Origin of the sequence: Microbulbifer halophilus, assembly GCF_026183675.1 — a bacterium.
Classification (GTDB): domain Bacteria; phylum Pseudomonadota; class Gammaproteobacteria; order Pseudomonadales; family Cellvibrionaceae; genus Microbulbifer; species Microbulbifer halophilus.
Window position 1 is genome coordinate 22,903 of sequence record NZ_JAPIVK010000017.1, and the last position, 15,453, is coordinate 38,355.

The 15,453-nt window shown below is 55.5% G+C and carries 7 protein-coding genes; all 7 read right to left on the reverse strand.

Annotation, left to right across the window (positions count from 1 at the left end):
• Nucleotides 1-390: 390 nt before the first annotated feature.
• The 7 genes from OQE62_RS10540 to OQE62_RS10570 all read right to left on the reverse strand — a co-directional run bounded on the left by OQE62_RS10540 (nucleotide 391) and on the right by OQE62_RS10570 (nucleotide 15,333).
• Nucleotides 391-9,927 (reverse strand): outer membrane protein assembly factor BamB family protein, encoded by a 9,537-nt coding sequence (locus OQE62_RS10540; protein WP_265721996.1) that lies wholly within the window; start codon nucleotides 9,925-9,927, stop codon nucleotides 391-393.
• A 97-nt stretch (nucleotides 9,928-10,024) separates the two neighbouring features.
• Nucleotides 10,025-10,423, reverse strand: a complete 399-nt coding sequence (locus OQE62_RS10545) for a hypothetical protein (protein ID WP_265721997.1) — start codon at nucleotides 10,421-10,423, stop codon at nucleotides 10,025-10,027.
• Nucleotides 10,424-10,911: 488 nt separating this feature from the next.
• Entirely contained in the window at nucleotides 10,912-12,255 is a 1,344-nt protein-coding gene (locus OQE62_RS10550) for an ATP-binding protein (protein WP_265721998.1), read from the reverse strand.
• Between the two features lie 12 nt (nucleotides 12,256-12,267).
• Nucleotides 12,268-12,942, reverse strand: coding sequence for a response regulator transcription factor (locus OQE62_RS10555; protein ID WP_265721999.1), 675 nt, complete (start codon nucleotides 12,940-12,942; stop codon nucleotides 12,268-12,270).
• A 42-nt stretch (nucleotides 12,943-12,984) separates the two neighbouring features.
• Nucleotides 12,985-13,302: a PepSY domain-containing protein gene (locus tag OQE62_RS10560; protein ID WP_265722000.1), complete on the reverse strand. Its 318-nt coding sequence runs from the start codon at nucleotides 13,300-13,302 to the stop codon at nucleotides 12,985-12,987.
• A gap of 50 nt (nucleotides 13,303-13,352) precedes the next feature.
• Nucleotides 13,353-13,895: a glycine zipper 2TM domain-containing protein gene (locus OQE62_RS10565; RefSeq protein ID WP_265722001.1), complete on the reverse strand. Its 543-nt coding sequence runs from the start codon at nucleotides 13,893-13,895 to the stop codon at nucleotides 13,353-13,355.
• A 73-nt stretch (nucleotides 13,896-13,968) separates the two neighbouring features.
• Nucleotides 13,969-15,333 carry an L-cystine transporter gene (locus OQE62_RS10570; RefSeq protein ID WP_265722002.1) on the reverse strand — a complete coding sequence of 455 codons (1,365 nt, stop codon included), beginning with the start codon at nucleotides 15,331-15,333 and terminating at the stop codon, nucleotides 13,969-13,971.
• Nucleotides 15,334-15,453: the final 120 nt, after the last annotated feature.

Below are 15,453 nucleotides of genomic sequence, written 5' to 3' on the forward strand. Positions count from 1 at the left end.
ATGGTCGCAGGTAGTATGTGGTCTCAGGATCCAACCCTCTAGCCTCCAGTTTCACGATCAAGCGCCCCCTGGCGGAGCTGGCTATGCCCTCCTTGGAATGCTTGCGAAACTGTCCACTTATGGTCGGATCTCCCGTATGAACCGGGTAGGCCTCTACCTCTACACTGGGGACCAGACTACTAGCCTCCTCATCCATATAGACCTTGAGATCAGGAATCGCAGGTTCCGATATCGTAAATATCACCGCAAGCGACCTATCGGTAACATCCGACACAATCAGATCCGATATCTCAGTAGTCGCCGCTTGGCCTAAGACAGGGAGCGCCAAACAGGCTGTGAACAGATACAGAACCTGCTTCAGTCCCTTGTGTCTTCGATAAATCCTGTTCATTACTCTGTCACCTCCACGCTGAGCTCTCTGGTCTCTTCAACCACCATAGCCTGGTTTGAATCATTAAAGGTGTACGTTATCGAAAGATCGTAGACACCGGGGCTGGCCGCCGAATTGACTGAGACATCGTATTCCAATATCCAGGTAAGTTCGCTGGCCACTGGCGTCAGACTCAGGCTCGAGAGAGTAAGGTTGTTGATTGCGTCCGCACTACCCGAATAATTCAGGTCCAAGCCGGCAACCGCGTAGAAGTCACTCTCGCTCATCGGGAAGGATTCCGAGGTCCTTGTAGTCTCTCCTACCGGAATAACCAGGTCACCACCCGAGGATTGCGAACTGAGGTTCACGGTGACTTGGTCCGTGGAAGTCAGCTGTCCTTCTCCTGTCGCAACTACCGTGACAAGATTGGAGCCTTCCTCCAGCGTTATATCGGCACTAAAGGTACCCTCATTGCCGGTAGCCGGGGTGACAACTGCAGCCTGCCCATTCACGGTCACCATCGCATTCGCATCCGCAACCGATCCAGATATCGTCACTATAGGTGTGGTTACAGTTTCTCCATTGTTGTGAGAGTTCACTTGTACCGTGGGAGGCCCAGCTTCGGGAAGCACAACCTCTACATTGATATTCCGCACCTCGGTGTGTATTACCGTAGAGTCCGAATCGAGGAAGTTGTAGGAAACCGGTACGGTATAATTCCCGGGTGTCACATCCGTATCTGCTGAAATCTCGAATTGGATATTCCAGAGATCCTCGTTCCAGTCTTGGCTTGACCGGTAATATTGGATTCCGATCCCATCTGGCAAGGCATCCGGAACCAATTGAACCGATGATGCTGCGTCAAACACGGTAGGCTCCAAGGCAATGCTTTCGCTTCTCAGGATTGCGGATCCGGGAATTAGCCGGTTTTCATCAGTAACCGTGAGATCAACCATCACTATTTCACGGAATCTTAAGTTGGAATCTGCATCCATGAATTTCATGATTACAGGGAAGTTATAGATACCAGGATCAGCGTCATCGCTGATATTCAACTCCAAGGTTGCGACTATTCGATTATCGGGTAACTTTTCAATCGATGACCAGTACGAATACTGCTCATCCGGCCTCCCTTCTCCAAAGGAATAAAACACTTGCCAGGCGCTATTGAATAAATCCGTCGTAGTGGTGAATTCATGCCGGAAGTATGTTTTTCCAGAGCTTGCCACCAGGACCTCCCTCGGCAGCTCGCTGCTCTGGTAAAAGAGATTCAGGGTCCGGGTAGTGGTTTCGGCATGGGCTCCTGGCCCCTTCGCCGTGATCTCGATCACGTTATCGCCTTCGAACAGGTCCAGATGCTCCATTGTGAATCCTGAACCCTCCAGAGGCATTTCAATACCGTCGATCGTCAGGCTCTCCACCGGGTTGACCACGGTGCCCGTCAACACGATCGGGCTCTGGGTGACCACCTCTCCCTCGGTGTGCGAGGTTACCGTAATGACAGGCGCCGGCGGCGGCGTCAAGACGACGGTGCGGGTTGCTATGGGATCCAGGTATCCCGGCGCGTAGAACTCCAGGAGGTTGTCCCCCTCCTGCAGCAAGGTCGACTCCCAAGTGTAAACAGTACCCTCCCCGACCGGCGAAGGTTGAGCCTCACCGTTCAGGTACATCGTCAGTCCCGGAGTTTCCGAGCCGGATTCCGCAACAATATCCACTGGATCGACGCTGATCACTTCCTGCTCGTCATGAGAGGTGACATCCAGCGTGGGTACCGGCTGGGAAACCACGTTCAAGGTGTAGGTTTCACTGGCCGTCAGCCCATTCAGGCTCTCCACTTCCACATGGATGTCATTGGGGCCTTCGTTCAGCTCGAGAACCGCCGTATAGGTATGGTCCGTGTACGGCAGGTTGCGAATCTCCTCCATCTGCGCCTGGACGCCGTTGATGACGACCTGCGCGGAGGAGTCGTTGCTGACGCGAACGGCAACACCAGTGGTTGTGCTGGGCACCGTCTCCCCATCCGTATGCGAATAGAGCTGGATATCCGGCGGGTCCCGACTCTCCACAACGGTGAGTCTGACCGGGATTTCCATGTAGGGATCGAATCCACCCATGATCTCAGGGGCCCAGTCCACCGTGAAATCGTATATACCGGAGACTATAGGATTGCCCTGGGCGGCCTGCAGCTCGATGCCAAATTGGTGGCCCATGGTCTTGTAGGGTGAAGTTTCCCCGACCTCCAGATCGACACTGGCATTGTGCCGCTGCACAAATGCCGGTGCTCCCTGGAATACGATGTCGCTGGCGGTCAGGTAACTGATGACTCGGCTGGCCGGGAAGTTTTCCGTATGAATCGGCTCATTCGTGAAAACCTCTCCGGGAGCCAGCATCACGTCGTAGGCGTGCGTATTGAAATTGACGGATTTTACCCTTGTTAAACTGGGGTTTTCGCCAATCGCTTCGACCTGAAGAGTGCCGGGGGTGAGGTCGACGGGGTGGGAGTAGATTCCGCCCTCGAAGTGTTCGGGAACCTCGCCATTGACCCTGATCTCATCGACGGACGCCGAGTAATGGCCGGACACCAGGCCCGTGGAATAGTAGATATCCGCATTTTCCACCGGGGAGTCAACGGTAAACTCCGGCGGCACCGTGGAAACCGGCACATCGTAGCTGACGAGGAAGTCCGCGGAGTACAGCGCCGCGTCGTCGCCGTCGCGGAAAACCAGTTCGACGGTCGCGTCGTAGGCGCCAGACATGCCGTTGAGCACCTCAACGTCGATGGACGTCTGCAGCCTGTTTCCAGCGACACCGGGCGAGGGATCGCTGGCCGTGGCCTGGATCTCCAACTGGTGGCCGAAGGTACCTCTATTCCCGGCTTCGTATACTGCCACGTCCCCGATCCTGGATTGCGGAAAGGCAACGTCATCCAGGGCCTCGGAGACCAACCCGGGGTTCGCGGTGGCTATCGCCAGTCGGCGCACTTCCAGGTCGATTTCTCTGGAGTCCAGCAATTCTCCATCCCTGAAGGCTTCCACCGTCAGGACATGCTGCCCCTCATCGAGTTCCAGCCTGTCATCGTAGCTCGCATAGTCGCAGTGTGGACTGGACTCCTGGCCAGTATTCTCGCACAGATAACCAAACCTGAAGCTTCCGCTCTCCAGTACCGCAGGCCTGCCGTTTACGCGGATCTGGTCAATGCTCTCGTGCACAGCCCCGAACACCATGGGGTTACTTTGATAGGTGATCTGCCCGTCGACGTGCGATTCAACCTCGAGTGTCCAAGGCTGCTCCACATCCAGTGTGATGGTGGATCGAGTCACCAGATTATCGAGGTTGGTCACCGCTACTTCTACGCTACGAGTACCACCTTCGAGAGGCAGGTCGATGGTAAAGGTGCCGTCGCTCACATTGGCCGGCTCTCCGTTCACTTCCACACTCACAGTATCCGTCCCCACGGTACCGCTAATGGTCACGAGTGCCAGAAATTCCCCATCAACGTTCACGGGAAACCCCTCGACTGCCTGGCCACCGGTATGGGAATCAATCGAGAGGTCCGTGTGCTCCGCGGGGGAGGCGATCGAGGCCGCTGTCTGTGCGTGAACGATATACGCTTCGTTGTTGTTCACCGGGAAGTCCACACCAACCGGGGCGCCATCCATCCAGGTGGCCGATTCGTACCGGCCCGTCCCCCTGTTGTAGCGTTGTACGCTGCTGACGACGCTCTCGCCGCCCAGGTGCGACAGCAGATCGAAGGCACTGAATTCACCGGAGATACAGGAGAAACCGATGAGGTTGATGCCCTGTTCGAGGTTTGCAGTGGGACATACGACCTCGCCCTCGAAAGCATACTGCAACGACTGCTGGGCATGCACAACATAGCCCTCGCCCGACTGGATGGTGAAATCCTGCCCTTCGGCTACACCGTCAACGTATTCGGCAGAGACGAAACTATTGGAGGAAGAGTCGTACTTCTCTATCTTCGATATCACGCCGTCCCCACCCAGATTATCGAGAAGCTGGAAGGCGGTGAGCCCATCGGGGATTGCAAAAGGATAGTGAAACAGATTTATGCCGGTGGCCAGGAAGGCCTCGCTCTGATAGGGATCAGTTCCCGCGATAACTTCCATGGCGTTGCTGACGCCGTCGAAGTCGTAGTCTTCGTCTCCGTCGAGGATACCATCACCATCGGAGTCCGGAAGCTTGGCATTGGAAGCAAAGAGCGCTTCGTTATTGTCGTTGATTCCATCTCCATCCGTGTCGGCCTCGGTCAGCGAGGTACCGGCGATATATTCGTCCAGGTTGGAAATGGTATCGCCATCGGTGTCCAAAACAGCATCCGCGCCATCGTTGGGGTCCAACCCGAATACATATTCCGAGCAATCCGGTATTCCGTCGGAATCGCTGTCTACCTGCGGGTTGTAGACGCTATTTGCGCTTCGGCAGAGGTTGCCCGAGCCGAAACCGTCCCGGGCAAACTTAGGCCAGGGAGTAGACGCCAGGCCGCCGTTGTCGTTCACGAAGGCCTGGACCCTACCGTTCCTGTCCCCGATGTAGACAGTTCCGTCTATATCGATGGCCGGAGGACTCAATAGCAAATAAGCGTCTGTATATTCCCACTTCAGGTTTCCATCCGGGTTCAACGCATACAGGAAGCCGTTTGCTGTCCCAAAATAGACGGTGCCATCTTCCGCTATCACGGGCGTAAATGGCGTTCCCAAGGGATCGTATTCCCACAGCAACTGTCCGGCCCGGTCAAGAGCAATCAGTTCGCCGTGGGCGGTACCGGCATAGACTGTATCGTTCTGGCCAACCACCGGGGACCACCAGTTCGAGGAACTTGTCTCGGATCCCGTGTCGTACTTCCACTTCAGCTCGCCGTCTTTTGTCAGGGCATACAGGAAGCCATCGTCCGCATAAAAATAGATATCCCCGTTCCGTCCGATCGCGGGCGACGAATCCACCGGGCCATCGGTGCCATATTGCCACTTGAGGTCGCCGTCGGGAGTGAATGCCATCATAAATGGAGCGGGTAGATCCAGGATGACCCTCCAGCCTCCGACATAAATCGTGCCATCTGCGCCGACGGCGGGAGAGGATAGAAACCCGGCACCAACGTAGTTCTGCGGATGGGTGCTGTAATTCCAACGCAGAGTTCCATCTTCGTTGATCGCGTACAGCTCCCCATCGTAGGAGGCGACGTAAATGGTACCGTCAGTACCGATACTCGGTGATGTCTGAATATTTCCATAAGTCTGGAAATTCCATTTCTCGGTACCATCCGGGTTGACTGCGTACAGCTTGCCGTCATCGGAACCTACATAAATGGTACCGTCCAGGCCGATGACCGGGGTCGACAGCACTTCATCGCCGGTCTGGAATCTCCACTTCTCGCTGCCGTCGGGATGGAAGGCATGGAGATAGCCATTCCGGGCGCCGACATACAGGTTTCCGTCGGCATCCAGGCTCAGCGCCTTGTCGATAGCCCCACCCGTGTTCGCATACCAGGCCAGAGAGCCATCCGAGGGGAAACCGGACACGCTGCTCAGGTCGGAGCTGGTGAGGCTTTCCTGCCGGTTGCTATAGCCATCTTCATCCAGGTCCAACCTGCCGTCATCGGGATCCAGTGCATTGAGGCCGAATGCCTGCTCGTCGCCATCATTAACGCCATCGTGATCCGAGTCGTACAGGAGCAGATTCGAGCCGGCTGCCGTTTCGTCGCTGTCGTTGATCCCGTCATCATCGGTATCCGCCAGCAGGGGATCGGTTTCCTGAAGGGCGACTTCGTCTCCGTCGGAAACACCGTCTCCATCCGTGTCCACTGAAAACAGAAGGGTTCCCTGTGCCACCTCCTCGAGGTTGGTCAAGCCATCGCCATCACTGTCCAATGTAGCGTCCTGGGGATCGTTGGGGGCCAGGCCAAGTCTGGTTTCCAGGCAATCGGAAATACTATCCGCATCGGTATCCAGTTCTGAATCCATTTCCTGATCCACTGACTGGGCAACCAGCAGGTCTCCCAGACGGATGTAACTTTTAGTCGAACACTCGGCGAACTCTTCCTCGAAAAGCAGTGTCCCAGTCTGGGTATAGACACTGAAGCTGTTCTGGTAGCTGCCCTTGATACGTTCAAGGTAACGGTGACCGTTGCCGTCATAGAAATAATTTTTTGTCGAACCTCCTGTGATCGCCGCCACCAGCCTGGAGGCGTGGTCATAACGATATGACTTCGTGTCATGCTCCGACACATACCCACTGGAATTCAGGTCGTATTGTGACTTCCTGGTGACGTTTCCCAGGGGGTCGAAATCCATGAACTTGAGCTCGGCATTGTTCCGTAGTTGCTTCAGCTTGGCGTTTCTGTAGAAGTAGTTCGAGCTGGTTCCGTCCAGGCTCCGGGTCTGAATATCACCGAAGGTATTGTAGCTGTAGTCGAGAGTACCCCACGGTCCGGATACCTGCCTTAGCCTGTTGATGCCGTCGTAACTACCGGCCTGATCCATCAAGACGTTCTGTGAGGAATTTATGGCGTCGATGATCGATGTGACGTTTCCGGTATCATCGTAGCTATAGGTAAGATCCACTAGGCCATCCACCGATACCGTCTCGGGGAAAAGGCGCTGATTCAGCGTAAACTGAGCGACCTTTCCATTACCGTAAGTAAAGGACTCTATCTGCCCGGACGGATAGTAGCTGACGTTTTCCGCATAGCTTCCGACCTTTGTGGGACGTCCCAGGTTATTGGGCGCATAGTCGATATAGAGCGAGTTCGGGTAGGTAATGCCTGCCAGAAAATCCAGGGTATTATAGTCGTAGTGAAAGGCATAGCTACGCGAAATGTCCGAGTTTATGGTGAGGATTTCATCGGTAAGGTTGTTGTTATTATCATACTGGTAACTCCAGGAGGACTCTCCCGCAATTAAACCAGTCAGATTTCCGTTGTCGTCATAGGAAAAGTCTGTATCGAGGGTGCTTCCCGGATAATCGACGAAAGTCAGCCTGTCCAGATCGTCATATTCATAGGTTGTCGTCCTGAATTCCTCGACTTGGCTAGATTTAAGGTTGCCGACAAGATCATAGGTATAGTGGTTTGTGCCTATTTCCGGATCACTCTTCGACTCAAGAAAGTACTTTTCATTATACTTGTATTCTCTCCGAATCCGCCCCGAATCGCCATACTGCCATATTTCATAGGGCTGGTTGAGAAGATTCCTCTTAAATTTAGTCGTAACCGATTCCGGTTGATCTACTCTCAAAAGCGATGAATCGTCTAGGCCAATATTACGGTTACGATAGGTCGTAACGTTTCCGCGCTCATCAACAACTTCTGTGATTTCATCGTCATAGGATTTCGATACGTAGGTCCCATCCGAGTTCGATTTCTTTACCACCCTTCCCAGGGCATCGTAGTCGTAACTTATCCCTCCCGACTCGACCTCACCATAGGGGTCGGATTCATAGACTTTCCTGCCCAATGCATCCAGTTCAGTGCGCTGGGATATAGCCTCTCCGGTTTGCGTATCACTCCGCGTTGTCTTGATCAACCTTCCGAGGCTATCGAACTCATCAACTTGCTTGAAGCCACCCCGGGTCAAGGTTCTATAAAAACTGGAGTAAGAGATTGAAACGTCGTCATATATCGGAAAATCGATTCCCGTCAAGCGGTTAAGGTCATCATAGGAGAAACTGGTGGTAATCCCTCTCCCGTCAGTTATCGAAGAAACTGTGCCTGTATCATTGATGTGCCTGCCAATAGAAACATTCTCTGGTCGGTTTTCCTGTTGCGCTATGCCACGCTTGTAATCGGAAAAGTAAGTGGTATTACCATTGGCATCTGTTACATTTTGCACATCCCCGGCGCTAGTATACTCATAGCCAGTGTCAACACCGTTTGTTGTCTCCTGCTTCAGTTGTCCAAGCTCATCGAAGACCCTTGTAGTCAGTGATGTGTCACCATCCATGGTCGACTCTTCACTGGTAACCTTTCCCAATATCCATTTGGCCGTGTCATTGCTGTACTCGTAGGTCGTAGTTCTGTATTCGTCGTCTCTTGAGTAATTATTAAATTCCCGTACTACTGTCGGATTCCCGAAGTCATCATGGCCCGAGTATTTCGTGATCCTAGAAACGGTAACTGTTCCATCTCCATTAGCCCCAAATTCGCGTTCGGCTTCGCTATCGTAACCATGTCCTTCGGACACGAGGAATGGAGCAAAGGTGGCAAACTCTGTCCACCAAGTCCGATAGGGACTACCATGTATCATACTCTCATTTGAAATTTTCCTGGTATCCCAATTCAGAAACTTACTAAATAGCAGGTTTCCCCGCTTGTCATGAGTAAGCTCTTTAGCCAGCAGACCGACCCAGGACGGCTTGATAAAATGGTATTGATCCACCGATACCCACCGGTAATCCTTGCCATAATGATAATATTCCGTGACATCATCAGGAGATGTAATAGTGGTTTTATCGTATCTAAGGGTTTCCCCCTCCATTGGGACACTATGAGGTTCGAAAACATAGGTCCAGTCTCCGCTGGCTATATCCCTTCCGGAGACATGCTTGGTTTCAATGGCAGTGGTTCTCAAACTGCTGCCATGATCAAACCTCACAAACTGATAGATGTAGTCTATTTCCGCACCATCCGGATACTTGACCTTCTGAAGCGAATGGCTGCCGACGCCGTCTTCCGGAAGCTCGTCGTCAGGGTCCGGATCGGGCGCTACACCGAAGTATGTATACTCCCAATACTTGTTATCTGGCCGGGTTACACGCACAAGATGATGGGCGGGGAACATGTATCCGGGAATTTCTTCATACTCGTAAGTCCAAACCTGGCCATTCGCCGTAATGGTATCCAGCAAGCGAAGACCATCTTCCGTTACTTGATACTCATAAGTAACTACCGGCTCGCTTCCCCCTTCCTCACTACGATAGATATTTTTTATGTAGCTGGCGCCATTGTCTGCACTTTCGTATTCAATGCTTATCCAGTTTCCATTAACATCCTCGATTCGGGTTGTAAACCAGCTCGGCTCACCTTCGAAAAAGTCGAAATGGTCCATTGTATACTTGGTGCCGTCTGGTGAGGAAACCACCATACCTGGCTCGCCTGCGGTACAATCTGCTCTCCAGTTGCTTCTTGTAATCAGGCTGCCATCCCCCAAAACGCTATTCAGAACCAGCAACTCCCGCGCTCCGTCTGGATGTTCCAGAGAGGGGTTGTCGGCTGTGTTAACCTGGTAGGTATCCTGGTTACAAATCTTTTGCTGGTCATCTTTCGGCGCCACTATGCGGCCGAAGTGCATAACCCAACCTACCCCGTAGGAGGTACGCTTCGGGTATTCGTTGGTCTGCAGGCTGGTATAGACCCTATTGATATTGATATCCATGCCACCGTTCCCGGGGACATGAATATCGGTATACTTAAGCTGCAGCGTTCCGGAAAACGGGTCTATGTGTTCGTTAAAGTTCTGGTTGATTGTTTCCTTGAACGGGTTCAGGCCTGGCTCGGCATAATAATCCCTGATTTCCTCTGCAAATGAAAACGTCGAAGCAGCCATAAACCCTACTGCCAACCAGATCCTCCGGCTTGTAATCCCATTTTCCGCCCTTAAGAAATACAAAAACTCACTTGATTAAAGGAAATTATCAGTCTTTCTAATCCTGATCAGACTCAGCCGGAACTGTGTAGCTTCCCGTTGCGTTAGATTCCATTTTCATTGTTGCAGTCCTTACGATGCTCGAATCCCTATCAGAAATTGCCTGGTCGACACTGGAAATTTCCTTTCCATCCACGATCGTCTGCTTTTTAATTTTCAGTGTTTCCGCATTCACAGCTTCGCTCTTCTCCCTAAGCTCTTCCAACTCCGAAAATTCATCACTATTTTCAACAAAATAGCTATCTTTGTACCTGGATTTCTTTTCGGGGGAAACAACTTCAGAGACAGCGCTGCCTTCACTCTCCCTTTCATGCTTTAAACCATAAACAACAAAGACGGCAGCAAACACACCTGCAATCAATATTGAAGAAACTGTTAGCAGATTATTTTTAATCATTACCCCTCTCAAAGTCAGGTGCTCTATTAAATAATTACACGTGAATTTTACGAAAATATTTCAAAGAAAATAAACTTATTGACGCAGCTTCCTCATTTGACACCACAAGCGAAATCATTGATACAACAAAACCGTGAACCAATTATCATTTCAGTTGTTTCGCATCTAAAATTTTTCCACGATCACTATCTTCTTTTATTCGTTTTTAGATAAAAAACCTTTAATACTTCAACAACATGGAACTTATGTCAATTACAGGCTATTACACGACCTTGCACTTCAAGTCTCTGGATTAAGGTATGCACTCTTGGCCATATGGCCCAAAGCGGTTATGAATTCAGAAGCATGGTCTGGTGGTGGGGGGGGGGGGGGGGCAACCACTACATGATCAGCAATTCAGAAACGGCATGGAGGCGGAGGGAACAGGCCAATCAAGATCTTAAGATAGCACTGCCGAAAAGCGAGTGAACACTCCCGGAATGGACAGCTTACAGAACGACACAGATCTTTGAACCGCTTCCAGACCGCGGCGTTACAGAGATTTCGCCCTCGTAACTCTCGACAATATCCGTGACAACGGCCAGGCCGATGCCCTGCCCCGACTGCTGTTCATCCGCGCGCACGCCGCGATGAATCACCTGCTGCCACTTTTCCTCGTCGATACCGGGGCCGTTGTCGGCGACGGCAATCAACAGCTTGTAGTGATCGTCGTTGCCAATTTCAACTGAAATTTTCCCGTCGCCATACTTGTAGGCGTTGTCCAGCAGGTTGCCGAGCAGCTCCATCAGGTCACCCTCGTCGCCGTAAAACAGCGTGTCCTCGCTGCATTCCCACTGCACTTCCGCGGGTTTGTCCCGGTAGACCTTTTCCAGCGCATCGAGGATTTTCTGCAGCAGCGGTGCCACCGGCACGCCGCGCAGGATGGATTTGGGCGAGCTGGTGACGGCGCGCTGCAATTGGTAGCTGATGATGCTGTCCATGCGCTGCACCTGCTCGATCAGGTTGCGGTAGGCGGTTTTCGGGTCGCTGGAAAAATTCAGCCCTTTCAGGACCGCCAGCGGCGTCTTCAGGCTGTGGGCGAGATCCGCCAGGGTATTGCGGGTCTTTTCCCGTTGGCGGCGTTCGTTCTCGATCAGCAGGTTGAGGTTGTCGGTGAGGGGCTGCAGCTCCCGGGGGAAATCCCCCTGCAGCTTGTCACTGCCGCCACTCTGCATCTCTTTCAGGGCACGGGCCACCGAGCGCAGCGGCGCCAGGCCCCAGCCCATCACCAGCCACTGGGTCAGTACCAGTAGAAATGCCCCCAGGCCCAGCCAGCGCCACAGCGTGGATCGAAACTCCCGCAGTTGCGCCGCCATCGGCGCCGCGTCCTCGAGCACCACGAAGGTGAACTGCTGCTCGTTGTCCAGCCCCCAGGCGATGCCCTGGCGGAAACTGCTGTAGCGCCCTTCCTGCCCCGGCAGCGACACTTCGGAGAAGACCTCGCGCCCCTGGGGCAGCGGGTGGCTGGGGAGCTGTGGCACCGCGAGGGCGGACTCGGAGCGCCAGATCACCCGGCCGCGCGCATCGGTGACGGCGCCGATCAGGCCGGAATCCGGCTGGTTGAAGCGCTGCTCCGGCAGCACCGGCGGAAACCGCAGGCTGTCGCCATCGGCTTCCGCCATCGCCAGCAGGGTGTAGATGTGCAGTTGCAGTTCGCGTTGCTTGGCGGCGTGCAGCGAGCTGCGGAAAGCGTGTTCCAGCACGCCGGAAATCAGCAGCAGAAACACCACCAGCACCAGGCTGGTGACGATGGACAGTCGCCCCTTGAGGGACTTGAGTCGGGAAGTCAGCACGGTAGCGGGCTGCTACTGCGGCGCGACAAAACGATAGCCGCGGCCGCGCAGTGTCTCGATGGGTTTCAGCTGCCCGGCCGCATCTATTTTCTTGCGCAGGCGGCCGATAAACACCTCGATCACATTGCTGTCGCGGTCGCAGTCCTGCTCGTAGATATGCTCGGTCAGTGTCGTCTTCGAGACCACCTCGTCCGGATGCAGCATCAGGTATTCCAGTACCTTGTACTCGAACGAAGTCAGGTCCAGTTCACTGTCGGAAACACTGACGCGTTGGGAACTGGTATCCAGCACGATGGGGCCGGCCTCGATGGTGGGCGAGGAAAAACCCGCGGAGCGGCGCACCAGCGCGTTCAGGCGCGCCAGCAGTTCCTCGGTGTGGAAGGGTTTTACCAGGTAGTCGTCGCCGCCGGCCTCCAGGCCGTTGACCCGCTCCTGCCAGTGACCGCGGGCGGTCAGGATCAGGATGGGAAAGTGTTTGCCCTCCCGGCGCAGGGTGCGGATCACGTCGATGCCGTCCATCTTTGGCAGGCCCAGGTCCAGCACCGCCACGTCGTAGGGGAACTCGCGACCGAAGTAGAGTGCCTCCTCGCCGTCCGGGGCCTCGTCCACGGTATAGCCGGCATCCCGCAGCGAAATCGCCAGTTGCTGCCGCAACAGTTCCTCGTCTTCTACCAACAGTGCGCGCATACCTTTCCCCCCACTTGAAATTCTATCGCCGTCCCGCCATTTCTAACGCGAGATGCGCCCGGTGCGCTTGTCCACATAGACCACGTAAACCTGGCTTTTATCCGACAATCCCTTGATCCGGTACATACTGCGGCCGTTTCGCTGCACTTCGGAAATCGCCAGTATCTTGCCGCCGAAGCGCCGTTTCACCTTCGCCGCCGCCTGGTCGCGGGAGACCCCGCCCTGCTGCACCCGCAGGAACTCCGAGTGCCACAGGCCCGGCTGCTGCGCGACGCCGGCCTGCGACGGCAGGGCCGCGGTGCAGAGCAACAGAGAGAGAGCGAAAGAAAAGAGCCGGTGTGTGGCGCGGCGTGTGTTCAAGGTGGAACTCCTGTGACTACCCGAATGGCGATCCTGCAGAGCCGGCGGTCTCACCAGGCGGGCGAGACATCGACACGGACCCTGATTCTATCGCCCGGGTGCCGATCTGTGCGAGTCATGTATTCACGGCCATTATAGCGGTAGCGGACGTCGTAGCCGACCAGGTCGCGGCGGGTGCGGTATTCGTCCACCATCTGGCAGCGCTGCTGTGTACCGTAGCGGGTGGGCGCATTGGCCCGGCTGACCTCGTTGCCCACCAGCGCACCCACTGCGGCCCCGGCCACAGTGGCGGCCCCGCGATTGCCGCGATGGTGGTAGCGCCGCCCGTGGTGGTGGCCGTGCCGGCCGGCCTTGTTGCCGATGGCGGCGCCGATCAGACCACCGATCACCGCGCCGGCGGCCGATCGGGGCCGCTTGTAGGCAATCTGCTCATCCCAGCACTCGGTGCGCGGCCGGCGCACCTGCACCTCCTCGTAGACCGGGATCACCTCGGTGACGGCGGCATAGTCATAGCCGTCGGCGCTGGCCCAGGCACTGAAGCCCACCAGGCCGGCCACCAGCGCCCCCAGCAGAAGCTGTTTCCAGATACTCACAATCGATCTCCCGTTGATTGTCGACGGGAGCAGTCTAGGGAAGGATGACTGAATCGAAGCTGAATCCCCGGCGTCACACTTCATCGGGCTGAGGCCCGGGCACTTCCCCACCCAGCCAGCGCTGGGTCAGGGTCCCCGCCGTCATGGCACCGTTGACGTTCAGTGCCGTGCGCGCCATATCGATCAGCGGCTCCACCGAAATCAGCAGCGCGGCAATGGTCACCGGCAGGCCCATGGCCGGCAGCACGACCAGCGCGGCGAAGGTGGCACCGCCGCCGACACCGGCGATACCGAAGGAGCTGATCACCACCACCGCCACCAGGGTCGCCAGCCACACGGGATCCATCACGTCGATGCCCATTGGCACCGCTACCATCACCGCCAACATGGCCGGGTAGATGCCGGCGCAACCGTTCTGGCCGATGGTGGCACCGAAGGAGGCGGAGAAGTTGGCGATGGCCGGCGAATTGCGCAGTTCGTCGATCTGTGTCTCGATATTCAGTGGAATGGTGGCCGCGCTGGATCGGGAGCTGAAGGCAAACACCAGCACCGGCCACACTTTGGCGAAATAGTGCAGCGGGCTGACACCGTTGACCAGCAACAGCAGACCGTGCACCAGGAACATCAGCCCGATGGCGGCGAAGGAAGCCACCACAAAACTGAACAGGTTGAGGATATCCCCCCAACTGGAACTGGCAATCAGTGCCGCCACCAACGCCATGACACCGTAGGGGGTAAACGCCATGATCAGCCGCACCAGTTTCATTACCCACACCTGGGCGACATGGACGAAGTCGACGATTTTCTGGCCCTCTTCCGGGTGTTCCCGGCGCACACCCAGGGCCGCGAGGCCCAGCAGCACCGCAAACACCACCACTGCAATCACGGAAGTATCGCGACTGCCGGCCAGGTCGGAGAAGATATTTTCCGGGATAAAGGAAACCAGGATTTCGGGGATGCCGAGGCCAGTCACCTCCCCCATGCGCCGGTCCAGTTCCTGCACCCGCGCCGACTCGCGGGCGCCTTCCACCAGGCCCGCCGCCGAAAGGTCGAACAACTGGGCCATCATCACACCCACCAGCGCCGCCACCGCGGTGGTGCCGAGCAGCACCGCCAGCACCGATACGCTGATCTTGCCCAGGGACTGGGTATTGCTGACCTTGACCACGGCACCCAGGATCGACACCAGTACCAGCGGCATCACCAGCAGGTGCAGCAGGTTGACGTAGCCGTCGCCCAGCACGTCTATCCAGGGCAGCACTTCCGCCGGATCGGCCCCCCAGCCCCGCGCCAGCTGCAGCAATCCACCAAAGACCAGCCCCAGCAACAGGCCGGCGAAGACCGCCGGCGCCAGGGAATTCCCCGAACGGTGCCAGCGGTACAGGGGCCAGAGCAGGAATACGAACAGGGTCAGCAGCAAGAGGGAACTGAATTGCATCTCGAGGGTTTTCCGATCCGGGGGTGGTGAAAATATGGCGGGGCATGCTAACAGCGCCGCCGCCCGCCCCTATAGACAGTTTAGCTATCGCTTTATACCCAATGATTGCCGACAGGCTGT

What these genes read in the sequence shown, in the direction of transcription:
- OQE62_RS10540 (WP_265721996.1), bottom strand. Translation starts at nt 9,927, where the DNA reads ATGGCTGCTTCGACGTTTTCATTTGCAGAGGAAATCAGGGATTATTAT.
- OQE62_RS10545 (WP_265721997.1), bottom strand. Translation starts at nt 10,423, where the DNA reads ATGATTAAAAATAATCTGCTAACAGTTTCTTCAATATTGATTGCAGGT.
- OQE62_RS10555 (WP_265721999.1), bottom strand. Translation starts at nt 12,942, where the DNA reads ATGCGCGCACTGTTGGTAGAAGACGAGGAACTGTTGCGGCAGCAACTG.
- OQE62_RS10570 (WP_265722002.1), bottom strand. Translation starts at nt 15,333, where the DNA reads ATGCAATTCAGTTCCCTCTTGCTGCTGACCCTGTTCGTATTCCTGCTC.